Here is a 26426-nt window from a genome sequence, read left to right on the forward strand (position 1 = left end):
GCGCCATCGCCCCGAACAGGCGTTGGTCGTCCGGCCGCGGACAGCCGAACGACGCCCAACAGTCAGACCTCGGCGGCGGCGAGGGCCGCACGCACCTCCTCGGCGCCGGCGGGCTTGGGGGCGGGCGGCCAGTTGTCGTCGGCGGCATAGGGGCGCACGTAGACCGGGGTATCTCGTTGGGAGCGGCGGCTTTCGGCGAGGGACCCACCGTCGACTACGTCATAGCCGATGGCGTCGATGAGGTCGGTGGCGAGCTTCTTGGCGTCGGGGTCGTCGCCGAAGATGGGAAGGGCGGACCGGTCCGCGGCACCGGCGGGGCGGGCGAGTTCGGCGAGGTTGGCGTAGGCGATGTTGTTGAACGCCTTGACCACCTTCGATTCGGGGAGGTGGCGTTGCAACAGTTCACTGGTCGTGGTCTGGTCGGCGTCGAGTTCGGGAATGGCGCTGTCGCGGTCGGGATAGTAGTTGTTCGTGTCGAACACGACCTTGCCCGCGAGCGGTGCGACCGGTACGTCCCGATACGCCTTCAACGGCACGGTGACCACCACATAGTCGCCTGCTCCGGCCGCCTCGGCCGGGGTAGCCGCCCGAGCCCGCGGACCCAGCTCGGCGACCAGATCCGCCAGGGTCTCGGGGCCGCGCGAGTTGCTGAGCACCACGTCATAGCCCGCGTCCACCGCCAACCGCGCCACGGTGGAGCCGATGTGTCCGCTGCCGATCAATCCGAGTGTCGTCATGCGCGGAACAACCTCCACCAGGGCATGGTTGTTCCCCACACTGCCGTCATTGTCCCCGCTTCAGCCGCCGGATAGCGTAAAGCGATGGTGTCTTCGGCTCATCTCGTTTCCTTCGCGGGCTTGGCGTTTCTGCTGGTGATCGTGCCCGGCCCCAGCGTCTTGTTCACTATCGGCCGCGCGCTCACCGCGGGCCGGCGATCGGCGCTGATGACGGTGCTCGGCAATGCGATCGGGGTGTACGGGCAGGTTGTCGCTGTCGCGTTCGGGTTGGGCGCGGTGGTGGCGGCGTCGGCGGCGGTGTTCACGGCGATCAAACTCGTCGGTGCCGCCTATCTGGTCTATCTCGGCATACAGGCGATTCGACATCGCGACGCGCTGCGGACGGCCTTCCACGCCGAGCAGACCGTGGACGCGCACCGTCCAGCGCCGGCATTGCGGGACGGGCTGATCGTCGGGATCACCAACCCGAAGAACATCGTCTTCCTGGCGGCGCTGCTGCCGCAGTTCGTGGATACCACGCACGCGGTGCCACAACAGATGCTGATCCTCGGGCTCTGCATCCCGGTGTTCGGCCTGATCTTCGACTCGCTCTGGGCGCTCGTGGCGGGGTCGGCCCGGTCCTGGTTCGCGCGGTCGCCGCGTCGTCTCGCCGCCGTCGGCGGCACCAGCGGCCTGGTCATGATCGGGCTCGGCACGTCACTGGCTCTCACCGGCCGCAAAGACTGAACCACGACCGTCGGGATCGCCGCCCGCGGTCACGTCGCGCACGAGCAGCGCGGCGTGCAGGGAGGTGCGCGATTCACCGTCGTCGAGGTCGACGGCGAGAATGCGTTCGATGCGGGCGAGGCGGTCGTAGAGAGTGGGTCGGCTGATCGCGAGCGCCTTGGCGAGTTCGGTCTTGTTGCCTGCCAGGTCGAGGAAGCGGCGCAGGGTGCCGGTGAGGTCGGCGGCGTGGCGGATGTCGTAGCGCAGGAGCGCGCCGAGTTCGGCCTCGGCGAAGCTCTGCACGCCGGGTTCGTCGCGGATCAGCGAGAGCAGACCGCGTAGGCGAATATCCGCGCTGCGGAAGAACATTCGGCTCGGGGTCGTCGTCATCGACCGGGCCACCTCGGCCACGCCCGTCGCATGCGCGAGGCCGCCCGCGGCGTCGAGCAGAGAATCGGAGTCGGCGCCGACGCCGATGACCGCGCGACGCACGCCCTCGACCCGGCGGGTCTCGGCCAGGACCGCGGTGCACACCGGCGCCAAGTGGTCATCGACATCGCCGCCACGAGTCACCGCCAGGATCACGGCGACCTGTTCGCCGTCGGTCCCACCGCGCGTTCGCCGGTGCGCCGCCGCGCTGAGCGCCGAGGCGTCGACCAAGCCGAGGGCATGCGTCACGGCTTCGACGATCGACTCACTCCGTCGTTGGGCCGCGACTGGATCCGTCGTCGACTCGGTGTCGATTTCGATCACCAGCGGCACATAGCGGGCGCGCCGGCGCAGACCGAGCGCCGCGGCGCGCGCCTGTGCGTCGCGCTCGTCGGAGACCCGCCCGTCCACCAGGTCGGCGATCAGGCCGGTTTGGGCCTGCCGGTGCAGCCCGAAGCGGTCCTTGTCGATCATCCGGTGCAGGGTGATGGTTTGCGCGGCGCGTTCGAGCACCATGGCGACCCGCGCGGTATGGGTTCGGTCGGTGCGCAGGATCAGCCTGCCCCAGCGCTGCGTGTGCGGTCCGACGCCGACCACGCCGGATCCGTCGGGCAGCATCCGCGAAACGGCCTCCCACTCCTCCAGCAGCGCAGCCGAAGTGGCGTGCCGGGCGGTGGCCGCCAGCACTCGATGTGAGAGGTCTTCCAGCACCACCGACGCGTCGAGCATGCTCGCGGCGGTCTGCACGATCTCGGCCAGCGCGGCACGGCGCACACTCAGGTCGGTGAACGTCTCGTGCACGGTGCGCGCGAACTCCAGCTCGGCGTACTGGTCGGCGACGATCGCCCGGTGGACCGCTTCGGTGATCTCCACGAAGCGGGTCACCCGATGCAGCACGATCACCGGCAGCTCGAGTTCGGCGGCCGTGGCGGCGACGACGGGACCGAGTTCGCTCACGTAGCTGCCGAGTTCCACGACCAGGCCCGCGACCCCGGCGGCGGACAGCGATCGCAGGTAGGCGATCCGTGCCTGCTCAGGAGCGGCGAGTGCCTGCCCGGTGGTCAGGATCAACTCCGAGCCGACCAGAACATCGGCGACGTCGGCCTGGTCGCTGACATGCACCCAGCGCACCGGTCGGTCCAGGTTCGCGGCACAGATGACCTCGGGTTGCCCGGCCTGCATCACCGGGGTCGCGAGCACATCGGCCACCGTCAACAGCACTGACAGATCGTAATACGAATGCCGCAAATGTGTACACATCGTCGGCCCTTTCCGGGCTCCGGATGGACCAGGGTGGAGGCACGACACCACTCGGCGAATCGAGGCATTCATGCAGTCCATCGGCCATTGGATCGACGGCAAATCGGTGAGCGGTACCAGCGAGACGACAGCACCGGTGACCAATCCCGCCACCGGCGTCGTCACCGGGGAGCTGGCGCTGGCGAACGTGGCCGATACCCGCGCCGCGATCGACGCCGCGACGGTGGCCTTCGCGTCCTGGCGTGACGCCTCGCTCACCCGCCGCACCCAGGTGCTGTTCCGCTTCCGCGAGCTGCTCGCCGAACGCAGAACGGAACTGGCCGCGATCATCACGGCCGAACACGGCAAGGTGGCCGCCGATGCGCTCGGCGAGGTGACCCGTGGTCTCGAGGTCGTCGAATTCGCCTGTGGCATTCCGCATCTGCTCAAGGGCGGGTTCACCGAGAACGCCTCGACCGAGGTCGACATCTACTCGATCCGTCAGCCGCTCGGCCCGGTCGCGATCATCGCACCGTTCAATTTCCCCGCCATGGTGCCGATGTGGTTCTTCCCCCTCGCCATCGGCGCGGGCAACACGGTGGTGCTCAAGCCGAGTGAGAAGGATCCGTCGGCGGCGCTGTGGCTGGCGCGGCTGTGGCAGGAAGCGGGGCTGCCCGACGGTGTGTTCAACGTCGTGCAGGGCGACAAGGTCGCCGTCGACGAACTGCTGGACAACCCGGCGATCAAGGCGGTGTCGTTCGTCGGCTCCACCCCGATCGCCAAGTACGTCTATCAGCGCGGCACCGTGGCGGGCAAGCGGGTACAGGCGCTCGGCGGTGCGAAGAACCACATGGTGGTGCTGCCCGACGCCGATCTGGACCTGGCCGCCGACGCCGCCGTGAACGCCGGTTTCGGGTCGGCGGGTGAGCGGTGCATGGCGATCAGCGTGGTCGTCGCGGTCGGCGGGGTGGCCGACGACCTGGTCGCCAAGATCAGCGAGCGGGCCGCGAGCATCGTCACCGGCGACGGCGCAAGCGGGGCGGAGATGGGCCCGCTGATCACCCGCGCGCACCGCGACCGAGTGGCCGAGTACATCGACGCGGGCGAAAACGCCGGTGCCCGTGTGGTTCTCGACGGTCGCGATCTCACCGTCGACGGCGCGCCGGACGGATTCTGGCTCGGCCCGACGATTCTCGACGAGGTGACGCCCACCATGAGCGTCTATACCGACGAGATCTTCGGCCCCGTGCTGTCGGTCGTGCGGGTCGACACCTACGAGGAGGCGGTGGCGCTGATCAACGCGAACCGCTACGGCAACGGCACCGCCATCTTCACCAACGACGGCGGCGCCGGACGCCGGTTCCAGCACGAGGTGGAGGTGGGTATGGTCGGCGTCAACGTCCCGATCCCGGTGCCGATGGCCTATTTCAGTTTCGGCGGCTGGAAGAACTCGCTGTTCGGCGACTCGCACGCGCACGGCACCGACGGCGTGCACTTCTTCACCCGCACCAAGGCGGTCACCGCCCGCTGGCTCGATCCGAGCCACGGTGGGCTGGAACTCGGCTTCCCGCAGAACAAGTAACCCGAGGGAGACTCGACATGACGCTTTCCGAAGAGGCCGCTCGCGCCTACGAACTCGACCGCCGCCACGTCTTCCATTCCTGGTCCGCGCAAGCAGCTCTCACGCCAACGGTGCTCACCGCCGCCGAAGGCTGCTACGTGTGGGACGGCGAGGGCAATCGCCTGCTCGACTTCTCCTCGATGATGGTGAACACCAATATCGGCCACCAGCATCCGAAGGTCGTCGCCGCGATCCAGGAGCAGGCGGCCAAACTCTGCACTGTCGCACCGTCATTCGCCAATGATGCCCGTTCGGAGGCGGCCCGCCTGATCAGCGAACGCACGCCCGGCGATCTCGACACGATCTTCTTCACCAACGGTGGCGCCGACGCGGTCGAACACGCCGTCCGGATGGCGCGCCTGCACACCGGCCGCTACAAGGTGCTCTCGCGCTACCGCTCCTACCACGGCGGCACGGAGACAGCGGTGAACCTCACCGGCGACCCGCGCCGCTGGCCCAATGACCACGGCAACACCGGAACCGTGCACTTCTTCGGCCCGTTCCTGTACCGCTCGGAATTCCACGCCACCGACGAGGCGCAGGAGACCGAGCGGGCGCTGGCCCATCTCGAGCGCACCATCGAGATGGAGGGCCCGGCCACCATCGCCGCGATCGCCCTGGAGTCGGTGCCGGGCACCGCGGGCATCATGGTGCCGACCACGGAGTACATGCGCGGGGTCCGCGAACTGTGCGACAAGCACGGCATCGTGTTCATCGCCGACGAGGTGATGGCGGGCTTCGGGCGGACCGGAAAGTGGTTCGCCATCGACAATTTCGAGGTCGTGCCCGATCTGATCACCTTCGCCAAGGGGGTCAACTCCGGTTATGTCCCGCTCGGCGGCGTGGCGATCAGCGCGGCCATCGCGGCGACCTTCGCCGACCGGCCCTATCCCGGCGGGCTCACCTACTCGGGTCATCCCCTCGCGGCAGCCGCGGCCGTCGCGACGATCAACGCGATGGCCGACGAGCGCATCGTCGAGAACGCCGCCGACATCGGCGCGAAGGTCATCGGTCCGGGCCTTCGCGAACTGGCGCAACGGCATCCGAGCATCGGGGAAGTCCGCGGGCTCGGCGTTTTCTGGGCACTCGAGCTGGTCCGCGACCGGGTCACCCGCGAACCCCTCGCCCCCTACGGCGGCACCAGCCCCGCGATGAACGAACTGGTCGCGGCCTGCCGCGCCGGCGGGGTGCTGCCGTTCGTCAATTTCAATCGCCTGCACGTGGTCCCGCCGTGCGTGATCACCGAGGCCGAGGCCAAGGAAGGGCTGGCCATCCTCGATCAGGCGCTCACCGTCGCCGACGCGCACACCGTCTGACCCGCCACGCGGCGGGCGGAATGCGCCCGCCGCGTTCGGCGTTCTCTCGAAGCGTGACTGATACCGCCGTACTTTCCGATGAGCTGAAAACGTATCTCGACGAGGAGAAGGTCTACGCGACCGTCGCCACGGTCGGGCCCAACGGGCATCCGCACCTGACCGTGGTCTGGATCAAACGCGAGGGTGACGAGCTGCTGTTCTCCACCACCGTCTCCCGACAGCAGGCCAAGAACCTGGTGCGCGACCCGAGGATCACCGTGATGGTGAACCCGCCCGAGCGGCCGTTCCTCTACGCCGAGGTCCGCGGAACCGCCACCACCACACCGGATCCCGAACGGGCGCTGCCCGACGAGATGTCGCTCAAATACACCGGCAAGCCGTATCGCGAGTTCAACCCGGCATCGGTGGACGATGCCGAACGCGTCGTCATCCGCGTCAGCCCGACCAAGGTCACCGGACGCTTGTGAGCAGCGGGCCCGGCGGAGTCAGCTCCGCTGGGCCTCTTCCTGCGCCTGCTGTGCCTGCACCAATTGTTGCGGGGTGAACCGCAAGGTCAAGGCGACCAGGGCGGCCAGCACCGCCAGGATCGCGCAGACGAAGAGGACCAGCGTGTATCCGCTGTTCAGAGCGTCGATCTGGGTCGGCGACATGTCCGCGGCACGGCCGTCGGTGCCGCCGAGCGAGAGGGTGCGCGACGCCGCGATCGGGCTCAACAGGCCGATCGCGATCGGTGTCGCCAGGTTCATGAACATCTGGCCGACCGCCGCCAGCGGACCGATATTCGACTGCGACACTCCGACGAGCACACACAGCGGGGCCAGCACCATGGCGACGCCGACGCCGAAGCCGATCACCACGAGCAGCACCAGCAACGTCGGCAGGTAGTGCACGTGCCGATCCAGCGTCGAGCCGAAGAGCAGACCGACGGCCAGCACGAGTGAGGCCGAGGCCAGCAGCCAGCGCGGCGAGACGACCAGCGCCGCCTTCGACGCCACGGCGCCGCCGAGCCCGATGCCGATGGTGAACGGGATCGAGGCGACACCGGCCTGCAGCGGGCTGTACCCGAGCACATTCTGGAGCAACTGGGCGACGAAGAAGGTCATCGCGCCGAGAATCGCACCGGCGAGAAAGATCAGTGCGAAGGTGGCGACCCGGTCGCGGCTGTCGAACAGCGACCAGGGCAGCAGTGGATCGGCTTCCCGGCGTTCGGTCACCACGAAGATCACCAGCAGCGCGAACCCGCCGATCAGCGAGGCGAGGATGACCGGGCTCGTCCAACCCATCGCCGGACCCTCTGTCGCGCCGAACACGATCGTCGCGCAGGCCAGCGTCCCCAGGATCGCGCCCTTGATATCCAGCGGCGTGCGATGGTGCTCGGTGTCGGACAGCTTGTACACCGCACCCGCCACGATGAGCGCGCCGATCGGCACATTGATCAGGAAGATCCACCGCCACGAGAACTCCGTGAGCGCACCACCGACGACGAGACCGCCGACCGACCCGATACCGGCCATCGAACCGACGATCGCGATGGCTTGATTGCGGGCAGGACCCGGCGCGAAAGTGGTTGCGACCAGTGCGAAGGCCGTCGGCGCCGCGATCGCCGCGCCGGCGCCCTGGAAGGCGCGCGAGATCAGCAGCATGGCCTCGCCAGTGGCCAGACCGCAGGCCAGCGAGGCCGCGGTGAACACCCCGACCCCGATGATCAGCATCCGTTTACGCCCGAACGCGTCGCCGAGCCTGCCACCGAGCAGCATCAGTCCGGCGAAGGTCAGGCCGTAGGCGGTCACCGTCCAGGCACTGCCCGAACTGGACAGCCCCATCTCCTCCTGCAGCCGCGGCAGCGCGAAGATCACGACAGTGCCGTCGAGCACGACCATGAACTGCAGGCCGCTCAGTACGAGGATGGCGAGACCGAAGGCCCGCCCCGTCACCGGATACTGCATCGTCGCAGCGGGTTTATCGAGCACAACGAGGCAGTGTAATTGGCGCGACGGCAGCCCGAGGGCGCGCGGCCCGCGAAGCTAGTCCAGGCCGAAGCCCGCCGTGGGGCCGATGACGATGATCGCGGGCGGCCGGATGCCCTCTTCCTTCACCCGGTCGGCGACCGTGGCGAGGTCGGCGCGCACCACCCGCTGGGTGCGCAGAGTGCCCTCCTGGATGACCGCGGCCGGGGTATCGGACGGGCGCCCGCCGTCCAGCAGCGCGGCGGCGAACTTGTCGATCCGCTCGACCGCCATCATCAGCACGATGGTGCCGCGCAGCTTGGCCAGCGCCGACCAGTCGACCAGCGAATCGGGGTGCTCGGGGGCGACGTGTCCGCTCACGACGACGAACTCGTGGGTCACCCCGCGATGGGTCACCGGGATGCCGGCCGCGCCGGGCACCGAGATCGGACTGGTCACGCCGGGCACCACCGTCACCGGGATACCGGCCGCGGTGCACGCCTCGAGTTCCTCGTACCCACGGCCGAACACATACGGGTCGCCGCCCTTGAGCCGCACCACGAACTTGCCCGCCTTGAAACCCTCGACCAAGGCGAGGTTGATCGCTTCCTGCGCCATCGACCGGCCGTACGGGATCTTCGCGGCGTCGATCACCTCGACGTGCGGGCCCAGTTCGGCGAGCAGTTCCGGCGGGGCGAGCCGGTCGGCGACGACCAGATCGGCGCGGGCGAGGAGCCTGCGACCACGCACGGTGATCAGGTCGGGGTCGCCGGGGCCGCCGCCGACGAGCGCGACGCCGGGGGTCACCGGTTCCGAATCGTCGGTCACCACACCGGATTGCAGTGCTTCGAGCAGGCCGTTGCGCACCGCGGCCGAGCGCCGGTGTTCACCACCGGCGAGCACGCCGAGCGACAGTCCGTCGTAGCGGGCGGTCGCGGGGGTGACCGCGGTGCCGTCACGGGCGATGTCGGCGCGGACGCAGAAGATGCGTTTGGCGGTGGCTTCGGCGACCACGGCGGCATTGGTCTCGGGTTCGTCGGTGCAGGCCATCGCGTACCAGGCGCCGTCGAGATCGCCGTCGGCGTAGGCGCGCAGTTCCACGGCGATTTGCCCCGCCGTAGCCATCCCCTCGACAGCCGGGGTGACCACTCGGCTGATCACGTGCACATCCGCACCCGAGGCCACGAGCAGCCCCAGTCTGCGCTGGGCAACGGTTCCGCCGCCGACGACGACTACTCTGCGGCCACGCAGATCGAGCCCGACCAGGTAGTTCGGGTCGCCTGCGGGCGGGGTCGATGCGGTGTCAGCGGTGTTCGGCACAGTGTCGGAGCCTAGTTCCTGGCTCGGTGCGGCCCGAACGCACCCGCCGACAGGCGCACCGCCGATCCACGATCTTCGCCTCGCGGCCGGTCTCGACGAAAGATCTCCCGCGTTCGCCGCTCTCGATCGGCGTTCCGCGTTGCCCACCCGGCGAGCAGGCAGGACAGTGGAGACCATGACCCAACCGGAGGTACTCCTCGACATCGCCTACGACGAAGCCCTCCAGGGTCTGGCCGAGGGCGGCATCCCGATCGGCGCGGCCCTGTTCGACGCCGACGGCACCCTGCTCGGCCGCGGCCACAACCGCCGCGTACAGAACGACGATCCGAGCGTCCACGCCGAAACCGACGCGTTCCGCGCCGCGGGCCGTCGCCGCGACTACCGCCCGACGATCATGGTCACCACCTTGTCCCCGTGCTGGTACTGCAGCGGCTTGGTGCGCCAGTTCGGCATCGGCACCGTGGTCATCGGCGAGGCGCGGACCTTCCACGGCGGCCACGACTGGCTCGCCGAACACGGAGTCCGGGTGCTCGTGCTCGACGATCCGCGCTGTGTGTCGCTGATGAGCGAGTTCGTCGCCGACCGCCCCGATCTGTGGTTCGAGGACATCGGCGCGGTCTAGCCGGTCGATCTCAGCCGAAATTCGGCTGGTTCTGCACCCAGCGGAAGTTCGGGCCGCGCAACGGGAATCGCTTGAGGTCGACGCGATCGAGAGTGACCGTCGCGGGTCGGCCGTCGAGTTCACCGCGCAGGGTCAGTGTGTCGGCCGAGGGATGGTCGACGGTGAATGTCGCGTACGGCGCGGGGGTCCGGTCCGGGCCGGCGGGTGCGGCGGCGAGCGTCATCGTGTGCGCCGCCAGGTCGGTCGTGGCCAGCACCGGCACGATCGTGTCGTCCATCCGCTGGTAGCCCGCCGTGCCGATGTCGATGACGAGGCGTTGCCAGCGCACCGGATCGGTGGTGAGCGGCGGGACCGGGGCGCCCTCGATGCTGAACTCGCTGACTTCCCAGATGCCGTAGAGCTCGGGTTTCGGTGCGCCGCCGCCGTATTCACGCCAGCTCTCCACGCCGGCGTAGATCATCCCCACGGTGATCCACAGCCCGACCGCGACCTGTACCACGGTGGCCCACCGATTCGCACGCTCGGACCTGAACAGCGGTGGTTGCACGACCGGCTCCGAGTCTCGTTCCAGTACGAGGAAATTCATCATTCGCCGGGCCTGCGGGGCCAGCAGTACCAGCCCCATCAGCAGCAGATGCCCGGACAGCATCTTCACCGGGACGTCGTAGGTGAGGTTGAGCAGGAACACCTGCGCCATGCTGATCACGCTCAGCATGGCGCCCAGCGTCGCCGTGCGCGGCCAGAACAGCAGCAGCCCGGCGAGCACTTCGGCCGTACCCAACGCGATCTCGTAGGCGGGCGAGGATCCCACTTGCGTCCACAACATCGCCATCGGCGTCAGATCACCGACGCGAGTGAGCAAGGCGATCAGCGAGGGTTCCGGCATCTGCGTCGGGATCAGCTTCGCGAAGCCGTAGAACAGCATCTGCCCGCCCACGAACAACCGCAACGCGGTGAGGAACCAGCTCAGCAGCCGTGGATACGCGCGCCTGCGCCGATCGAGCACCGACCACACGAGGGTGATCAGCACCGCGGCTATCAGCACAAGGCCGCATTGGATCCAGATCGCCGCCTGGTCACCGCTGCCGGTCATGGCCAGCTCGGCCTCGACCCCGAACACGTGCTCACCGATCCAGGCGCTCACCGGCTCGAGCGCGAGCATCTGCCAGAGCATGCCCTCCTCGGGCAACGACAGCGCGAAGACGCCCAGGAAAACGAAGGTGACCTGAGCCATCCACAGACAGAACAAACCGAGATAGGCGACACTGAACCGGAACGCGAGCCGGGTGACCGGATGCCAGCTCGGAGTAGAGGGTGGCGCGCTCGCGACTTCCTCGTGCGTACGCTCCGTGGTCACTACAGACACCCGTACCTCCCCGTCGAGATCCTTTGTTACCGAAGCTAATCGGCATCCCCCACCGAGCGCGTCCGGGAAAACCCTGATCTTTACCCTGTCAACCCTGAATCTCACTCACCGACGCCGGACTTACATTTCGGATAGTCTTCGGGTACCCAGAAGTGACACACGTTACAGTTTTGCCGACAGGGGAGCCAGCACAGATGTCCGAAGATCAGGATCCCGCCGCTCAGATGTCGCTCACGGTCAACGAGCGTGATCTGGACGAGCTCGCCGGACAGCTGACGCGATGGCTGACCGACAAGGTCGGCGGCGACGTGGCGGTCAGCAATTTGAGCAAGCCGTCCAGCGGCGGCATGTCCAGCACCACCATCTTGTTCGACGCCGAGTGGTCGGCGGGCGGCGGCACCGAACAGGGCTCCTTCGTCATCCGGATGGCGCCGGAGGACAGCTCGTTCCCGGTGTTCGAGTCGTACGACCTGGCCATGCAGTACCAGGTGATGGCCGGTGTCGCCGCAGCCTCCGAGGTCGCCGTCCCACCACTGCGCTGGCTCGAACTCGATGACTCCGTGTTCGGCTCGCCCTTCCTCGTGATGGAGCGGGTCGAGGGCAGGGCGCCGTCGGACAATCCGCCCTACGTGTTCTTCGGCTGGCTGTTCGACGCCACCGCCGCCGAGCGCGAGCTGATAGCGGACGCGACCGTCGAGGTGATCGCGCAGGTACACGCCATCGACGAGGTAACCCAGCGCTTCCCGTTGCTCGATGGCGAGGGAACCGCGCTGCGCAGGCATTTCGAGGCCCAGCGCGCCTGGTACAAGTGGGCACTGACCGACCACGACGTCGAGGTGCCGCTGATCGAGCGAACGTTCGACTGGCTCGAGGCCAACTGGCCGACCGATCCCGGTCCCGAGGTGCTGAACTGGGGCGACGCCCGCCCCGGCAACATCCTGTTCGACGGCTTCACCCCGACGGCGGTGCTCGACTGGGAGATGGCGACCTTGGCGCCACGTGAACTCGATCTGGGCTGGACCATCTTCATCCACAGGTTCTTCCAGGACATCGCGACCCGCTTCGACCAACCCGGACTCGCGGACTTCCTTCGCCGCGACGCGGTGGTGGCGAAATACGAGAAACTGACCGGACATTCGGTCCGTGATCTGGACTTCTACATCGTCTACGCCGCGCTGCGGCACGCGATCGTGATGGCCAGGATCAAGTGCCGGATGATCCATTTCGGCGAGGACACCGTGCCCGCCGAACTCGACGACTACGTGATGCATCGCCTCAGCCTCGAGGCGCTGCTCGACGGCACCTACGAATGGGACTGACTATGCGCGCGATCATGCCCGTCCCCCTGGACGAATACCCGGTCCATCAGACCCCGCTGTCGCTGGCCAGGGTGGCCACCAGCGACCGGAACTTCTACGACCGCTACTACTTCAACGCCTTCGACCCCTCGGGCGACGCGATGCTGATCACCGGATTCGGTGTGTACCCGAACCTCGGTGTGGTCGACGCTTTCGCGACAGTGCGCCACGGTGACGCCCAGCGCAGCGTGCGTTTCTCCGACGCGCTCACCTCGCGCGATCTGAACACCGCCGTCGGTGGCTACCGAATCGAGGTGATCGAGCCGTTGCAGAAGCTGCGCGTGGTGTGTGAGCACGACGATCTCGCTTTCGATCTGACCTGGACCGGCGCGCAGCCCGCCGTGCAAGAGCAGCCGCACCTGATCCTGTCCGGCACCAAGCCGATGATCGAGGCCTCCCGCTTCGCCCAATCGGGTTCGTGGGCAGGCACTCTCGCCGTCGACGGCATCGACTACACCGTCGATCCCGCGGTGTGGACCGGCAGCCGCGACCGATCCTGGGGCATCCGGCCCTCCGGTGAGCCGGAACCCGCCGGTCGACCCACCGGCATGGACGGTTTCTGGTGGCTGTACGCGCCGCTGCGGTTCCAGGACTTCTCGATCGTGGTGATCGTCCAGGAGGAACCGGACGGCACCCGCACGCTCAACAACGCGGTCCGGATCTGGAACGACGGCCGCAAGGAACAGCTGGGCTGGCCCCGCATGCACTGGACCTACGAGCCCGGCACCCGGCACCCGAAGTCGGTGCGGCTGGACATGACCACGCCCGACGGCAAACCGCTCGAGGTCGAGGTCGAATCGCGCCCCGGCATCGCCCTGCACGTGGGCTGTGGCTACGGCGCCGACCCCGACTGGACCCACGGCCGATGGATGGGCGAGAACTGGTCGCTGTCGAGCGCCTACGACCTCACCGACCCCGCGATCAAGGCCCGCACCCCCTACGGCGTGATCGACCACATCGGCTATGCCCGCTGCGGTGACGCCGAAGGCTGGGGCCTGTTCGAACACGCCTCCATGGGCCGCCACGACCCGACAGGTTTCGCCGATTGGTCCTCCGTCGCCCCTTGACGGAACCCTTCGCGCGAGAAGAAAAGGCGCCGCCGCGACAACGAGGTCGCGGCGGCTCCGATTTCTTATGCGGCCGTGGCGAAGTCGGCCAGTAGCGACGGCACCGCGGCATCGAATCCGGCGACGTCGAGCATGCCCGCGTCCGCCGGATCGGCGATGCTGAAGTTCGTCGCGGTCATGCCGACGACCACGAGCTTGGCCCGCGGGTTCACCTCGCGGCGGTACCGGGCCAGCGCCTGGTGCGGGTGCACCGAACCCGCCCATGTCTCGTTGTCGGTGTAGATCGAGAACACGTCGACCTCGATGCCCTTGTCCAACGCGTGCAGGATGGGCAGCGAGCAATCGGTGCCGCCGAACGGCAATCCCGACACCGCCCCCACCGCGTCGTCGAGACGCTGCCGCGGCGAGATCGACAGCTGGGACAGGTCGCGCGCACCCTGCCACCCCTTGCCGCCCGAGGTGAACCCCACGATCTGGTGCTGCGGCTCGGTGCGTGCGGTGACCAGGGCGAGCGCGGCCGAGGCCTCACGCGCCGAGATCGGCAGTCCCCCTATCCCACTCATCATCGAACCCGAGACGTCCAGTGCCAGCAGGTGCCGCAGGCCGGTCGGCCGCACGGACTCGAAGGCCGCGTAGAACGCGGTATCGAGAGCGTCGACGACCGGAGCCGACGGCGTCCAGGTGCCCGCACCGCGCGCCGAACGTCCGGAAGCGTAGGTGCGCAACGCGATCAGTACCGACACCGGGTGCACCCGAGCCTTGCGCAGCCGCGCCGGGTCGGCGAGCTGCGCGCAGATCGCGGCGGTACGCGGTCCGAGCGGATCGAGCAGGCCGAGGCGCGTCAGGCGTGGCAACTGACGGAGCAGTGCGGTCTGCGGAATACCGTTGTCCAGCAACGCTTCCCACACCGGCGCGGTGTTCAGCGCGGCATCGGGCAGCATCTCCCAGCTGAGCCGGTACTCGCGCACCAGCTCCGGCACCTGCGCAACCGGTGCGTTCTGTGCTCGCTGGAAACCGTCGAGAAGGGCCACACCGTCGAGTTCCGGTGCGCGGCCGCAGATCCAGTCGAACAACCTGCGTCGCTCGTCGTCGGTGGTCGCCGGGTGCGACAGGCGCAGCAGGTCGCGGTGCGACCAGCCCTCACGCTGCCGGTACTTCACCACCTGGAAGGCCAGTGCGTCGACCGGCTTGTCCAGGTACCAGTTCGCGACGGCCCGCTGTAGACCACGACCCCAGCCGCGGAACTGCTCGGCGTAGCCGGCGAACAGGAACAGGTGCGCGCCGGTCCGCGCCACGAGCGGCAGTGCGGCGAGAGCGGCGCGGCGACCGTCGACATCACCGAGTGACGCGGCGGCGGCCAGCGCGAACAGGGCCGGGTTCGGGCGCGGGGCGCGCCCCGAAGTGGAGATCTCGACGATCTCGCGAACGAGGTCGGCGGTGTGCTGGGCGGCGTACTCGGCGATGAATTCGACATTGTCGGCCGTCAACGCCTTCGCGTTGACGTAAAAAGTTCCCGATTCCGTTCCGAGCGTGAGAAAGCGGCGCGCCCGCGCCTGCGGGGTGATCTCGAAGACGTAGCCGCCCGCATTGTCGACCACCTGCCGGGTATCGGCGGGCAGGGTCTGCGGCGTGCTGCGACGAGAAATGCGCGACAAGATATTCATTGTTCCCCCTCCGATACGTATACCGGCGTCGATGATTCGGTCCCGGACCCATCGGGACATGTGGTGACGTGATGAGCGGACGGACGTGTGGTTACGGCCGAACAACGGAAATCGCTTTCCGCCACGGGGTTCGAACCCGCTGGACCCTGAGGTCGTGCCAGATAACCGACCGAATCCGGTCCGTCCTGCTCATTACATGGGCAGTTGCTCGGCGGACGTGTGTGTCCCGACCGGTATAGGCGCTCTACCAGGCTGAACTACCGCCACCTTGTGATGGCGGGCAGGATTCGAACCTGCGACATCCCCAATCCGAATGGTAACCGATCAGATCCGGTCCGCCTCGCAACTGCTGAATCAGACGTTACTGCCCATGATCGAACTTTCCCACTGAATTAATTCGGCACTCACGGCCGCGACGGTGCCGACGCTGCGGCGATCACTATTCCGTCGACAATTGTTCTGCCGCACACGAGTTCGCCGTGGCCCGCGAGCAGAGCCGCGGCTTCCGCGACGCTGGGGGTGCCGACGGCCGCCGACGCGTGATCCGAACGGTGCGGCACATCGACCTCGGCCAGTTGCTCGGCGGTGAACGCCACCACGACCACGCGCAGCGTCGCCGCTGCGGCCAGGACACCGGGTTCGGTCGCACGCCGGTCGAGGGTCGCCAAGCAACTGATGGCGGTGTCGCCGACCACCGCCCGCACCGCGCGAACGATCCGCCCCCCATCGGTACCCGGCCGGACGCCGATCCCGACAACCACCACCGAACCCGACGGTGCAACACCGGTCGTCGCCGGTTGTCCCTCGCCGTCGGAGGTCGTCATCGCCGTATGCCGTTGCGCGCCATCAGCGGTCGAATCGTCGTGCGGCGCTGACGAATCGAGCGATAGCGTCAGGATTTCCCGCCGGATGGGTGTGCAGGTAAGAGGCGTGCACCTGACGGACCACGGCACCTTCGGCCACCGAACCCGTTGTCCGCCAACCCCAGGCGGCGTTCTCCGCGCCGGTGCGCGCCAGCCGGGTGCGGTGGAATTCGTGGCCACGTACCCGGGCCCCTGCTCGCCACAGCGCGGAGTCGTGCAGGGCGACGGCGTCGCGGTAGCCGAGTGTCAGGCGAGGGCCGAATTCGGCGTCGGCGTCGATGACGCCCGCCATCTGATGGCCGTCGAGAGAGCGGGTGAGGTAGAGCAGTCCGGCGCACTCGGCGTGGATCGGCAGGCCCCTCGCCGCCCCTTCGGCCACTGCGGTGCGGAGGCGCTCGTTGGCGGAGAGCTGCCCGGCATGCTCCTCGGGGAAGCCGCCGGGAAGGACCAATCCCGCTGTGCCGACGGGGAGTTCGTCGGAGAGTGGATCGAAAACCACCACCCGGGCACCGGCCGCTACCAGGAGTTCCCGGTGCTCGGCATAGCCGAAGGTGAAAGCCGGACCGCCCGCCATCGCGATCAACGGATCCCGGTTCGAGATGTCGAGCTCGGCTGCGGCATACTCCGAACTTGTTCCGCCCGAGGGACTTTCAGTCGCAGCGGTCAGTTCGACCCGCGGATCCCACGCGGCACCCGCTACCGAGCCGCCCGCCAGCGCGACGATCGCGCGCAGGTCCACGTGTGCCGCGACGAGTTCGGTCATCGCGTCGACCGCGGCGGTGGCGGCGGCGCCGTGTTCGACGGCCGGGATGAGGCCGAGATGGCGTGAGGGGACCTCCAGTTCGGCCATCCGGGGTAGGGCGCCGAGGACCGGGAGGCCGACGCGGTCGCAGGCCGCGCGCAGGACTTGTTCGTGGCGTTCGCTGCCGACCCGGTTGAGGATCACGCCGCCGAGGCGGACCGAGGAGTCGAAGGTGGCGAACCCGTGGAGCAGGGCGGCCAGGCTCTGGGAATGGCCGCGCGCGTCGACCACCAGGACGACCGGCGCCCCGAGCAGCCCGGCTACTTGCGCGGTGGACCCCTCGGCGACCGCATCCGCGCGGTTCTCGTCGATCCGGCCGTCGAACAGGCCCATCACGCCCTCGACGATCGCGATATCGCAGCCCTGCGCGCCGTGCCGATACAGCGGCACCACCCGATCCTCACCGACGAGAACGGGATCCAGATTGCGCCCCGGTCGCCCGGCCGCGAGCCCGTGATAGCCGGGGTCGATGTAATCGGGCCCGACCTTGAACGGCGCCACTCGGTGCCCGACCCGTCGCAGCGCACCGATCAGCCCGGTGGCCAGCGTGGTCTTGCCGCTCCCCGATGCCGGGGCGGCGATCACCACGGCGGGGGCGCTCACCATTCGATACCGCGCTGGCCCTTGCGGCCCGCGTCCATCGGGTGCTTGACCTTTGTCATCTCGGTGACGAGGTCGGCGACCTCGATCAGCGCCGCGGGTGCGTCGCGGCCGGTGACGACCACGTGCTGGTTGCCGGGGCGGTTGGCGAGGGTGTCGACGACTTCGTCGATGTCGACCCAGCCCCATTTGAGGGGGTAGGTGAACTCGTCGAGGACGTAGAAGCGGTGTTGTTCGGCGGCCAGGCGGCGGGAGATCTCCTGCCAGCCGGACAGGGCGGCGGCCGCGTGGTCTTCTTCGGTGCCGTGCTTGCGGGTCCAGGACCAGCCTTCGCCCATCTTGTGCCACTCCACCGCGCCACCGGCGCCGGTCTCCTCGTGCAGGGTGCCGAGGGTTCGGAACGCGGCCTCCTCGCCGACCTTCCACTTCGCGCTCTTCACGAACTGGAAGACCGCTACGTCGAAACCCTGGTTCCAGGCCCGCAACGCCATCCCGAACGCCGCGGTGGACTTGCCCTTGCCCGGTCCGGTGTGCACCGCCAACACCGCTTGGTTGCGCCGCTGACGGGTCGTCAGGCCGTCCTCGGGCACACTCTCGGGAACACCTTTGGGCACTGGTCACTCCTCGTCATCTGTCGCACTGACGCGCGTGTTCGCGGCACACGGTGGCCCGCGAGGCCAGCTCGTCACCATTTCTATCAGGGCACGCCCGGGGCCTCCGGGGGCGTGGCGGCTTTACGCCGCGCGGGCGGGCGAGCCGGTGGCGCGGACCACGTCGGCGACGGTCTCACCGGTGAGTTCGTTCAAGCGCAGGTAGCGGGCGCGCAGGTCGCGCGCCAGTTCGGCGGCAAGGCCGAGGCGGATCATGCCGCGTTCACAGTCGATGACCATGGCGGTGTGGCCTTCGGCGGCCAGCACCCTGGCAGCGGTGCGGGCGCGCGGGAGGGGGTCGGTGCCGCCGGTGGCGCGGCCGTCGGTGAGCAGCACCAGCATGGGGCGTCGGCGCGGATCACGGACGTGTTCGCGGGCGATCACCTCGCGGGCCTTCAGCAGCCCTGCGGCGAGTGGCGTTTTGCCGCCGGTGCGCATCCCGGCCAAGCGGCGGACCGCGATGTCGACCGAGGAGGTGGGCGGCAGGACGAGTTCGGCTTCGCTGCCGCGGACGCTGATCACGGCCACCTTGTCGCGGCGCTGGTAGGCGTCACGCAGCAGGGTGACGATGGCGCCGGTCACGGCGGTGAGGCGGTCGCGCGCGGCCATCGAGCCGGACGCGTCGACGACGAAAACGACCAGATTGCCTTCTCGGCCTTCGCGATACGCGCCGCGCAGGTCTTCGGCTTCCAGGGCGAGCGGGCCTTGGAGCCTGCCGCGTTCGACCTGTTTCGGCGCGGCCGCGAAGACCGTGCCGAGCAGGTGCAGGCCGGTCGAGGGGTCGACGTCGGGACGAACAGTCCGGCCGGTTCGGGTCCTGGCGCGTGAACGTCGACCGGGGGCACCTTCGCCGATACCGGGGACCTCCCAGCGCGGCGCGGGCTTCGCCGCCGAAGTCGGTGTGCCCGACAGCTTTTCGGGCCCGGGTCGCGAGCCGTTGCCTGGATCGTCCTGGCTGGAGCTGTCCGACCGGTCGCCGCCGGAACCACCACCGCTCGGTCCGCCGTCAGGCCCCTGATCGTGGGGACCACCACCGCCGGGACCCCCGTCGTCCGGGCCACCGTCATCGGGACCATCGTCGGGACCGCCTTCGCGACCGGTGCCCCGCGACCGCTCGTCGTCCTGAGGGTCGACACCCTCCGGGCGAGCCGAGTCACCACCGTCAGCCTGGAGTTCGTCCTCGCCGCCGTCGCCCGATCCGCGCGGACCGTCGAATTCCTCTTCCCCCGATGCCTTTTCGACTTCAGCCGCCGCCGCCTCCATCGCGTCGTCGAGCTGCTGCTCGCTGATCCCCGGCTCGTCGAACGGATCCCGCCGACGACGATGCGGCAACGCGAGTTCCGCGGCGATCCGCACATCGTCCTCGGTGACCCGATCTCGGCCGCGCCACGCCGCGTGCGCGGTCGCGGTCCTGGCGACCACCAGGTCGGCGCGCATCCCGTCGACATCGAACGACGCGCACAGCGCCGCGATCCGCCGCAGCTCGGAATTGTCCAGCGTGACCTCGGGCAACCGATCCCGCGCGGTCAGAATGCGTTCGGCCACAACCTGATCGGCGTCGACATAGCGGGCGGCGAACCCGGCGGGGTCGGCCTCGTAATCCAGGCGACGGCGCACCACCGCCATCCGCACGTCGACCTCGCGCGAGGCCGCCACGTCGACAGTGAGCCCGAACCGGTCGAGCAGCTGTGGCCGCAACTCCCCCTCTTCGGGGTTCATCGTCCCGACGAGAACGAATCGCGCCTCGTGCGAGTGCGAGACACCGTCACGCTCGACGTGCACCCGGCCCATCGCCGCCGCGTCGAGCAGCACGTCCACCAGATGGTCGTGCAGCAGGTTCACTTCGTCCACGTAGAGCACGCCGTGGTGGGCCGCGGCCAGCAACCCGGGCCGGAACGCCTGTTCCCCGTCCCGCAGCACTCGCTCGAGATCCAGCGAGCCGACCACCCGGTCCTCGGTGGCGCCCACCGGCAACTCCACCAGCCGCGCGGGCCGCGCTCCGGTCTCGTCGACCACAGGCGGCAGCAACTGCGCCAGCGCGCGCACCACGGTCGACTTCGCGGTGCCCTTCTCGCCGCGCACGAGCACCCCACCGATTCCGGGGTGCACGGCCGACAAGATCAACGCCAGCTGCAGCCGCTCCTGCCCCACCACAGCGGAGAACGGGAACCCCGCCTCACCCGCCACGCGCGCGGCGGTATGCGGACCAGCGGCAACATCAGCAAAACCAGGCACGCCCCAACTCTATGCGCGCGGCGATCCCGGCAGCCCCCCGGGCATCGACGGGCCGGGGAGCCGAAGCCCGACGCCACCGTCGACCTGCTCGAAACCGGCGAAATCCGAGGACGCCACGGGTGAACCGCGTCAGCCGCGCCGCATCGGCACGTGCAGAATCCCGTCCTCGTCGTATTCCGGCCCGTCGACGGCGAAACCGAACTTCGCGTACATGCCGACCAGGTGCGCCTGAGCATCCAATCGCACAGTGGCCGAACCGGTTTCAGCCAGCGCGGCCTGCATCAGACGGGTGGTGTACCCGTGTTTGCGCGCAGACGGCGCGACGCACACCCGGCCGATGCGATAGCTCCGCACCCCGTCGACGAACTCCTCGAGCAGGCGCAGGGTGCCGAGCACGGAGCCGTCATCGAGCCACAGATGCCGGGTGGTCGGCAGCAGGTCGCGACCGTCCAGCTCCGGATAGGCGCATTCCTGCTCGACGACGAAAACGTCCACGCGAAGTCGCAACAGCCGGTAGAGGGTGGCGGCGTCGAGATCCGCCGCCCACGACCGTCTCAGCTCGACGTTCACACCTGCGCGAAGCTCACGACGTGCTCCTGCGTAGGCGCGTTGGTGCGGTCCAGCTTCAGCGACTTGCTGGTCCAGTCCCACACTTCCTGGAACAGGGCCTGGTTCTCCGACAGCTTCTGTCCGAGCGAGGGGATCATCTGCTGCAGCTGCGGCGTCCAGCCCGTGTACTGCTCCGGGAAGCAACGCTGCATCACGTCGAGCATGGCGGTGACGCAGGTCGACGCACCCGGCGACGCGCCGAGCAGACCGGCGATGGAGCCGTCCTCGGCCGAGATGACGGCGGTGCCGAACTCGAGCACACCACCGACGCCCTTCCGGCGGATGACCTGCACACGCTGACCGGCGGTGATCAGCTCCCAGTCGCGGCCCTGCGCGCGCGGCAGGAACTCGCCGAGCACGCCGATCTTGCCGTTCTGCGACTTGAGCAGCTCCTCGACCAGGTACTTGGTCAGGCCCAGCTCGGTGAGACCGACGCCCACTAGCGAGCCGATGTTGTTGGGCTTGATCGACTTGAACAGGTCGGCGTTGGAGCCGTCCTTGAGGAACTTGGGGGTCCAGCCGGCGTAGGGGCCGAACAGCAGGCCCTTCTGGCCGTTGATGACGCGGGTGTCGAGGTGCGGCACCGACATGGGCGGGGCGCCGACGGCGGCCTTGCCGTAGACCTTGGCCTCGTGCTCGGCGATCAGCTCGGGGTTGGTGGAGCGCAGGAACTGGCCGCTGATCGGGAAGCCACCGAAGCCCTTGGCTTCCTTGATGCCTGCCTTCTGCAGCAGCGGCAGCGCGGCACCACCGGCGCCGACGAAGACGAACTTCGCGTTGATGGTGCGCGACTGGTAGGTGCGCAGGTTGCGGACGGTGACGTTCCAGGAACCGTCGGACTGCTTGTCGAGGTTGCGGACCTCGGTGCCGAAGGCGATCTCGCCGCCGGAGTAGCCGATGTAGGCGAGCAGCTGCTTGGTGAGCGCGCCGAAGTCGATATCGGTGCCGCCGTCGGACCAGTTCAGCGCGATCGGGTCGCTGAAATCGCGACCCTTGGCCATCAGCGGCAGGCGCGCGGCGAACTCGTCGGGGGCGTCGATGAACTCCATGCCGCGGAACAGCGGGTGCGGCGACAGCGCCTCGTGGCGCTTGCGCAGGTACTCGACGTTGTCGGCGCCGTGCACGAAGCTGACGTGCGGGATGGGGTTGATGAAGCCCGCGGGGTCGTCCAGCACGCCGGTGTCGACGGCGGAGGCCCAGAACTGGCGCGAGACCTGGAAGCGCTCGTTGATGTCGACGGCCTTGCTCACGTCGACCGAGCCGTCGGCGTTCTGCGGGCTGTAGTTGAGCTCGCACAGCGCCGAGTGGCCGGTACCCGCGTTGTTCCACGGGTCGCTGCTCTCCGCGGCGGCGGCGTCGAGCCGCTCGAACACCGAGATCGTCCAATCCGGCTGCAGCTGCCGCAGCAGCGCGCCCAGCGTGGCACTCATGATGCCTGCGCCGATGAGAACTACATCGGTCTTTTCACTCTTCGCAGCGTTCGGCACGGGTAGATCGACTTCCTTGTCCTTCTCAGCTACCCACCGGCGGGTGAGTTCGCTTGGCGCGGGCGCTTTGGCGGTGTTGATGCGACTCGCGGTGAATCGCCGGGAGGTAGGTTACCCGTCGTTCACCTTCTGCCAATTGTGCACCTCACCTGAGCACAGTTCTGCAACGGACCTCACGAATGTGATGAAAACCAAGCCTGCACGTCACCATGACCGCGCGATAGATTGAGCAGTGTGACGAACGAAACCCTCGCCGATCGCACCGACGAGCAGTGGCAACCCGATGTTCTCGGCACCGCCTATCAACAGCGGACCCTTCCGCTCGGGATCGACCCCGACGGTGAGGGCGAAGTGGTGGCCACGCTCGTGCGCTACCAGCCCGATGCCGCGGCGCCGGCGGTCGAGCCGACCGTGCTCTACGTGCACGGGTTCACCGACTACTTCTTCCAAGAGCACTTGGCCGAGCACTTCGCGGCCCGCGGACACCGCTTCTATGCTCTGGACCTGCGCAAATGTGGTCGGTCGCGGCGAGAGGGACAGAGCGCGCACTACATCAGCGACCTGGCGTTCTACGACGACGAGCTCAACGAGGCGCTGCGGATCGCGCGCGAGGAGACCGGCAACGATGTGCTGATCGTCGCGCATTCGACCGGCGGATTGATCGTGCCGCTGTGGCTGGATCGGCTCGAGGCGGCCGGTGGCAGCGCGGCGGCGGGTGTTGTCGGCGTCGTGCTCAACAGTCCCTGGTTCGACCTGCAGGGGCCGTCCTTCTACCGCACGATCGGCACTCCGGTGATCAACACGGTCGGCCGGTTCCGTGCCTTCGCCCAGCTGCCCGCGGGCATCAACACCGCTTACGGTGACAGCCTGCACACCAGCCGCTCGGGCGAGTGGGATTACAACCTGGACTGGAAGCCACTCAGTGGTGAACCGGTGCGGCTGGGTTGGCTGCGGGCCGTCCGCCGAGGACACGCGCGGCTGCATCAAGGCTTGACCATCGGCGTACCCGCGCTCATCCTGCGCTCGCGGATCACCAAGTTCGCCCGCGAGCACTCCCCCGCCGTCGACGTGGCCGATGCCGTGCTCGATGTGAAGCAGATCCAGCGCTGGGCGGGCTGCCTGGGCGAACGCACCTCGATCGTCCCGATCGACGGCGCTCGCCACGACGTGTTCCTGTCCTCGGAAGCTGTGCGCGCCAACGCATTCCAGGAAACCGACAACTGGCTCGACTGGTTGGCGGCCTACCGCAAGTCCTGATCCGGACCGACACCGGGCTCTGACGCACCACGTCAGAGCCCGGTGATCTCGGTCGGCGCCTACCAGAGGCTGGTGCGCAGGACGATTTCGGTGGCGAATTCGTGGCCGGCTTCGGTGGCGATGTTGTGGACTTCCAGTGGGACGACCCGGAATTCGCCGTAGACATAGCGGCCGGAGGCGTCGGCGGTGGCCCGGGGCAGGCTCTTGGTGACCAGCATGGTGACGGGCAGCTCCAGCGGCGGACAGGACGCGTCGGGGACGCGGCCGTCGGCGTCGGGAACAGCCGGGTGTCCGTGATCGGCGACTACCAGGCTCATGAACCGCCCGAACCGGCCTGCGCACACCCGCCAGGCCAACTCCGCGCCCGACCCACGCCCCGCGACGTTCACGTAGGGCAGGTCGAGTTCGTCGAGAATCGTGAGCACGCCCGCCGGGTCGAGCCCCTCGGTCGACTCGACGACGATGGTCTGCAAATCGGACTCGTGCAGCCGCGTGCACACCGTGTCGAACACGTCGGCAGGGTCGTCCGCATCGGGAAGCAGCAGCACATTGTGCCGCGAGGAGGGTCCGTCGACCCGCACCGTCCTGGCCTTGTCACCGACCGTGATCTGCCGAGATTTCATGCCGGGTTACGGTACACGGCCGGGCTGAACTACGCCGACGGTTCCGACGCTCCCTGCCGATCGCCACACCCCCGTGTACTGGGCTTTCACTGTCCGCGATGCCGAAATTGCCAAACCTGTCACAACGCCGACCCCACCGCTGTGAGGAGACCGGCCGCACAGCGGGTGATCCGCGCGAGCACGCGTCACCCGGACGCCTCGCTTCCGATGTGCGCCTGACCACGCGCGACCTCGGTGGCCCACCGGTAGTCGGCTTTGCCGGCAGGGGTTCGCTTGATCTCGACGACGGTCTTCATCGCGCGCGGCAGTTTGTATCCCGCCAACGACGTTCGGCAGTGCTGCTGGACGTCGTCCAGCGTCAGTGTCGGCGCGTCCGGGTAGGTGGCGATGACAGCGGCCACCTTCTGCCCCATGCGCTCGTCGGGTACCGGGACGACGAGCGCGTCAGCGATCGACGGGTGGGCGTGTAGCACCGCCTCGACCTCTTCGGCGAATACCTTCTCGCCGCCGGTATTGATGCATTGCGAACCACGCCCGAGGAACACGATGGTGCCGTCGGCTTCGACGCGCCCCATGTCACCGAGGATCGACATCCGCGTGCCGTCGACGCGGGTGCGGAAGGTGCGGGCGGACTTGTCCTCGTCCTTGTAGTAGCCGAGCGGAACGTTGCCGACGCGGGCGATGTACCCGATCTGGTCGCTGCCCGGCGCGATGTCGGCGAGGTCCTCGTCGACGAGCAGCATCGTCGATGACGACGGCATGCGCAGGTTGCCCTGCTCGTCGACGGTGAAGGCGCCGTCGTTGCCGGATTCGGAGGCACCGAAGTTGTCCCGCAGCAGCAGATCCGGCTTGACCGCCAACATCCGTTCGCGCACCCCGACCGACCAGATCGCGCCACCGGAGGTGATCGAGAACAGCGAGCTCAGGTCGATCTGGCCCTGACGGCGTTCCATCTCGTCGACCAGCGGTAGCCCCATGCCATCGCCGACGATGAGGATCACTTGGATCCGCTCCCGCTCGATCGCCTCGACAACGCGTTGCGAGTCGAAGTCGCGCATGAGCACCACGCGGGCGCCGAGAGTGAAGAACGTGAACAGCGAATACAGGGCCGCTCCGTGCATGAGCGGCGCGGCTACCAAGAAGGACAGCTCCGGAAACTCCTTCGCGGCGGCGGCGATCTCGGCGAGGTCGGCGCGCGGGTCGGTGCCGTAGGGATTTCCGCCGGAGAGCGGCTTGCGGAAGAAGTCGTCGTGGCGCCACATCACGCCCTTCGGGTATCCGGTGGTGCCACCGGTGTAGAGCACGTACAGCTCGTCTCCCGTACGAGGCGTGAACTCCACTGCGGCAGAGAGCGTTTCGTGCTCAGCGAAGGAAAACACGGCGACGGATCGAGCGGCCGCCGCGGCGCGCAGCTCGTCGTCGAGCTCACCGATCACGATCACCGTGCGGACCAGCGGGCATGCCGCGAGGAGCTCCGCCAGCGTTCGCTGGTGCTCCGGCAGTTCGACGAGGACGGCGACCGAGTCCGAATTCGTGAAGATGTACTCGAGTTCGGCGGGCGTGTAGCGGTAGTTGACGTTGATCGGCACCGCGCGGATCTTGATCAGGCCGAGGAGGGAATGGACGTGCTCGACGCTGTTCTTGAGGAACAACGAGACATGGTCGCCCTCCCCGATGCCCGCCTGCGACAGCATCGCCGCCACCTTGTTCGCCTCGCCGTCGAGCTGGGCGTAGGTGACGTTCTCACCCTCATAGGTCAGCGCGACACGGTCGGGAACGGCCGCGGCCACCGTTTCGAAGACATCCGCCAGATTGAACTGCACAATCACTCCCGTAGACCATCGGCATCGACTACACCACCGTGAACACGTTCTACTTCCTGGCCGAAGCTGACATAATCAGTCCTGCAT

General features: G+C 68.3%; 22 protein-coding genes and 1 tRNA gene. 8 read left to right on the forward strand and 15 right to left on the reverse strand.

Translation table 11 applies throughout. The features are described 5' to 3' along the window. Positions 1–62 precede the first annotated feature (62 nt). Positions 63–737, reverse strand: a complete 675-nt coding sequence (locus OHS03_RS19080) for an NADPH-dependent F420 reductase (RefSeq protein ID WP_328655921.1) — start codon at positions 735–737, stop codon at positions 63–65. A gap of 84 nt (positions 738–821) precedes the next feature. Between OHS03_RS19080 and OHS03_RS19085 the strand changes: the two genes are divergently transcribed. Continuing rightward, a complete protein-coding gene (locus tag OHS03_RS19085) occupies positions 822–1463 on the forward strand; it encodes a LysE family translocator (protein ID WP_328655923.1) in 642 nt (213 codons plus the stop codon). Here OHS03_RS19085 and OHS03_RS19090 read toward each other — a convergent pair. Then, entirely contained in the window at positions 1434–3092 is a 1659-nt protein-coding gene (locus tag OHS03_RS19090) for a PucR family transcriptional regulator (protein ID WP_328655925.1), read from the reverse strand. The two genes, OHS03_RS19085 and OHS03_RS19090, sit on opposite strands and share 30 nt — an antisense overlap. 109 nt (positions 3093–3201) lie before the next feature. On the opposite strand from OHS03_RS19090, the gene OHS03_RS19095 reads away from it, so the two are divergent. The 3 genes from OHS03_RS19095 to OHS03_RS19105 are packed head-to-tail and all read left to right on the forward strand — an operon-like array spanning position 3202 to position 6514. Further along, positions 3202–4692 carry a CoA-acylating methylmalonate-semialdehyde dehydrogenase gene (locus OHS03_RS19095; protein ID WP_328655927.1) on the forward strand — a complete coding sequence of 497 codons (1491 nt, stop codon included), beginning with the start codon at positions 3202–3204 and terminating at the stop codon, positions 4690–4692. A 17-nt stretch (positions 4693–4709) separates the two neighbouring features. Next, positions 4710–6047 carry an aspartate aminotransferase family protein gene (locus tag OHS03_RS19100; protein WP_328655929.1) on the forward strand — a complete coding sequence of 446 codons (1338 nt, stop codon included), beginning with the start codon at positions 4710–4712 and terminating at the stop codon, positions 6045–6047. A gap of 53 nt (positions 6048–6100) precedes the next feature. Next, entirely contained in the window at positions 6101–6514 is a 414-nt protein-coding gene (locus tag OHS03_RS19105) for a PPOX class F420-dependent oxidoreductase (RefSeq protein ID WP_235569331.1), read from the forward strand. 18 nt (positions 6515–6532) lie between these two features. Here the strand turns inward: OHS03_RS19105 and OHS03_RS19110 are convergent, their stop codons facing one another. Continuing rightward, complete coding sequence (locus tag OHS03_RS19110) at positions 6533–7993, reverse strand: MFS transporter (protein ID WP_328664308.1); 1461 nt, start codon at positions 7991–7993, stop codon at positions 6533–6535. A 78-nt stretch (positions 7994–8071) separates the two neighbouring features. Beyond that, positions 8072–9313, reverse strand: a complete 1242-nt coding sequence (gene cobA, locus OHS03_RS19115; protein ID WP_063004326.1) for a uroporphyrinogen-III C-methyltransferase — start codon at positions 9311–9313, stop codon at positions 8072–8074. 175 nt (positions 9314–9488) lie between these two features. On the opposite strand from cobA, the gene OHS03_RS19120 reads away from it, so the two are divergent. After that, on the forward strand, positions 9489–9935 hold the full coding sequence (locus tag OHS03_RS19120) for a nucleoside deaminase (protein WP_328655932.1): 447 nt from the start codon (positions 9489–9491) through the stop codon (positions 9933–9935). 10 nt (positions 9936–9945) lie between these two features. Here OHS03_RS19120 and OHS03_RS19125 read toward each other — a convergent pair whose 3' ends face one another. Further along, positions 9946–11292 (reverse strand): DoxX family protein, encoded by a 1347-nt coding sequence (locus OHS03_RS19125; protein ID WP_328655934.1) that lies wholly within the window; start codon positions 11290–11292, stop codon positions 9946–9948. Between the two features lie 203 nt (positions 11293–11495). Between OHS03_RS19125 and OHS03_RS19130 the strand changes: the two genes are divergently transcribed. Continuing rightward, a complete protein-coding gene (locus tag OHS03_RS19130; RefSeq protein ID WP_328655936.1) occupies positions 11496–12620 on the forward strand; it encodes a phosphotransferase family protein in 1125 nt (374 codons plus the stop codon). A 14-nt stretch (positions 12621–12634) separates the two neighbouring features. Then, the gene (locus tag OHS03_RS19135) at positions 12635–13726 is read left to right on the forward strand and encodes an Rv3169 family protein (RefSeq protein ID WP_328655938.1); all 1092 of its coding nucleotides are present in this window, start codon (positions 12635–12637) and stop codon (positions 13724–13726) included. 65 nt (positions 13727–13791) lie between these two features. Here the strand turns inward: OHS03_RS19135 and OHS03_RS19140 are convergent, their stop codons facing one another. From OHS03_RS19140 to mqo, 8 genes are all read right to left on the reverse strand, one after another. Next, positions 13792–15390: a TROVE domain-containing protein gene (locus tag OHS03_RS19140; protein WP_328655940.1), complete on the reverse strand. Its 1599-nt coding sequence runs from the start codon at positions 15388–15390 to the stop codon at positions 13792–13794. 274 nt (positions 15391–15664) lie between these two features. Continuing rightward, positions 15665–15730: transfer RNA gene (locus OHS03_RS19145), tRNA-Pro, on the reverse strand. A gap of 64 nt (positions 15731–15794) precedes the next feature. After that, a complete protein-coding gene (locus tag OHS03_RS19150) occupies positions 15795–16214 on the reverse strand; it encodes a cobalamin biosynthesis protein (RefSeq protein WP_328655941.1) in 420 nt (139 codons plus the stop codon). A gap of 22 nt (positions 16215–16236) precedes the next feature. Next, the gene (locus OHS03_RS19155) at positions 16237–17661 is read right to left on the reverse strand and encodes a cobyrinic acid a,c-diamide synthase CobB (RefSeq protein WP_328655943.1); all 1425 of its coding nucleotides are present in this window, start codon (positions 17659–17661) and stop codon (positions 16237–16239) included. Beyond that, positions 17655–18269, reverse strand: coding sequence for a cob(I)yrinic acid a,c-diamide adenosyltransferase (gene cobO / locus OHS03_RS19160; protein ID WP_056811609.1), 615 nt, complete (start codon positions 18267–18269; stop codon positions 17655–17657). The genes OHS03_RS19155 and cobO overlap by 7 nt, the downstream gene beginning before the upstream one ends. Before the next feature lie 120 nt (positions 18270–18389). Beyond that, entirely contained in the window at positions 18390–20492 is a 2103-nt protein-coding gene (locus OHS03_RS19165) for a magnesium chelatase subunit D family protein (protein WP_328664310.1), read from the reverse strand. 177 nt (positions 20493–20669) lie between these two features. Beyond that, the gene (locus OHS03_RS19170) at positions 20670–21110 is read right to left on the reverse strand and encodes a GNAT family N-acetyltransferase (protein WP_063004320.1); all 441 of its coding nucleotides are present in this window, start codon (positions 21108–21110) and stop codon (positions 20670–20672) included. After that, positions 21107–22636 (reverse strand): malate dehydrogenase (quinone), encoded by a 1530-nt coding sequence (mqo, locus tag OHS03_RS19175; protein ID WP_328655945.1) that lies wholly within the window; start codon positions 22634–22636, stop codon positions 21107–21109. The genes OHS03_RS19170 and mqo overlap by 4 nt, the downstream gene beginning before the upstream one ends. Before the next feature lie 234 nt (positions 22637–22870). On the opposite strand from mqo, the gene OHS03_RS19180 reads away from it, so the two are divergent. Further along, complete coding sequence (locus tag OHS03_RS19180) at positions 22871–23893, forward strand: alpha/beta hydrolase (protein WP_328655946.1); 1023 nt, start codon at positions 22871–22873, stop codon at positions 23891–23893. Between the two features lie 59 nt (positions 23894–23952). Here the strand turns inward: OHS03_RS19180 and OHS03_RS19185 are convergent, their stop codons facing one another. Both OHS03_RS19185 and OHS03_RS19190 read right to left on the reverse strand, forming a co-directional pair. Next, on the reverse strand, positions 23953–24516 hold the full coding sequence (locus tag OHS03_RS19185; protein ID WP_328655948.1) for an alpha/beta hydrolase: 564 nt from the start codon (positions 24514–24516) through the stop codon (positions 23953–23955). Between the two features lie 185 nt (positions 24517–24701). Continuing rightward, complete coding sequence (locus tag OHS03_RS19190) at positions 24702–26339, reverse strand: AMP-binding protein (protein ID WP_328655949.1); 1638 nt, start codon at positions 26337–26339, stop codon at positions 24702–24704. Positions 26340–26426: the final 87 nt, after the last annotated feature.

The organism is Nocardia salmonicida (assembly GCF_036142455.1).
In the GTDB taxonomy this organism is placed as follows: domain Bacteria; phylum Actinomycetota; class Actinomycetes; order Mycobacteriales; family Mycobacteriaceae; genus Nocardia; species Nocardia salmonicida.

Bases quoted from the DNA above. Each gene is read 5' to 3' on its own strand.
- OHS03_RS19080 (WP_328655921.1), bottom strand. From the start codon at position 737: ATGACGACACTCGGATTGATCGGCAGCGGACACATCGGCTCCACCGTG.
- OHS03_RS19085 (WP_328655923.1), top strand. From the start codon at position 822: ATGGTGTCTTCGGCTCATCTCGTTTCCTTCGCGGGCTTGGCGTTTCTG.
- OHS03_RS19095 (WP_328655927.1), top strand. From the start codon at position 3,202: ATGCAGTCCATCGGCCATTGGATCGACGGCAAATCGGTGAGCGGTACC.
- OHS03_RS19100 (WP_328655929.1), top strand. From the start codon at position 4,710: ATGACGCTTTCCGAAGAGGCCGCTCGCGCCTACGAACTCGACCGCCGC.
- OHS03_RS19110 (WP_328664308.1), bottom strand. From the start codon at position 7,993: ATGCAGTATCCGGTGACGGGGCGGGCCTTCGGTCTCGCCATCCTCGTA.
- OHS03_RS19120 (WP_328655932.1), top strand. From the start codon at position 9,489: ATGACCCAACCGGAGGTACTCCTCGACATCGCCTACGACGAAGCCCTC.
- OHS03_RS19130 (WP_328655936.1), top strand. From the start codon at position 11,496: ATGTCCGAAGATCAGGATCCCGCCGCTCAGATGTCGCTCACGGTCAAC.
- OHS03_RS19135 (WP_328655938.1), top strand. From the start codon at position 12,635: ATGCCCGTCCCCCTGGACGAATACCCGGTCCATCAGACCCCGCTGTCG.
- OHS03_RS19140 (WP_328655940.1), bottom strand. From the start codon at position 15,390: ATGAATATCTTGTCGCGCATTTCTCGTCGCAGCACGCCGCAGACCCTG.
- OHS03_RS19150 (WP_328655941.1), bottom strand. From the start codon at position 16,214: ATGACGACCTCCGACGGCGAGGGACAACCGGCGACGACCGGTGTTGCA.
- OHS03_RS19155 (WP_328655943.1), bottom strand. From the start codon at position 17,661: ATGGTGAGCGCCCCCGCCGTGGTGATCGCCGCCCCGGCATCGGGGAGC.
- OHS03_RS19185 (WP_328655948.1), bottom strand. From the start codon at position 24,516: ATGAAATCTCGGCAGATCACGGTCGGTGACAAGGCCAGGACGGTGCGG.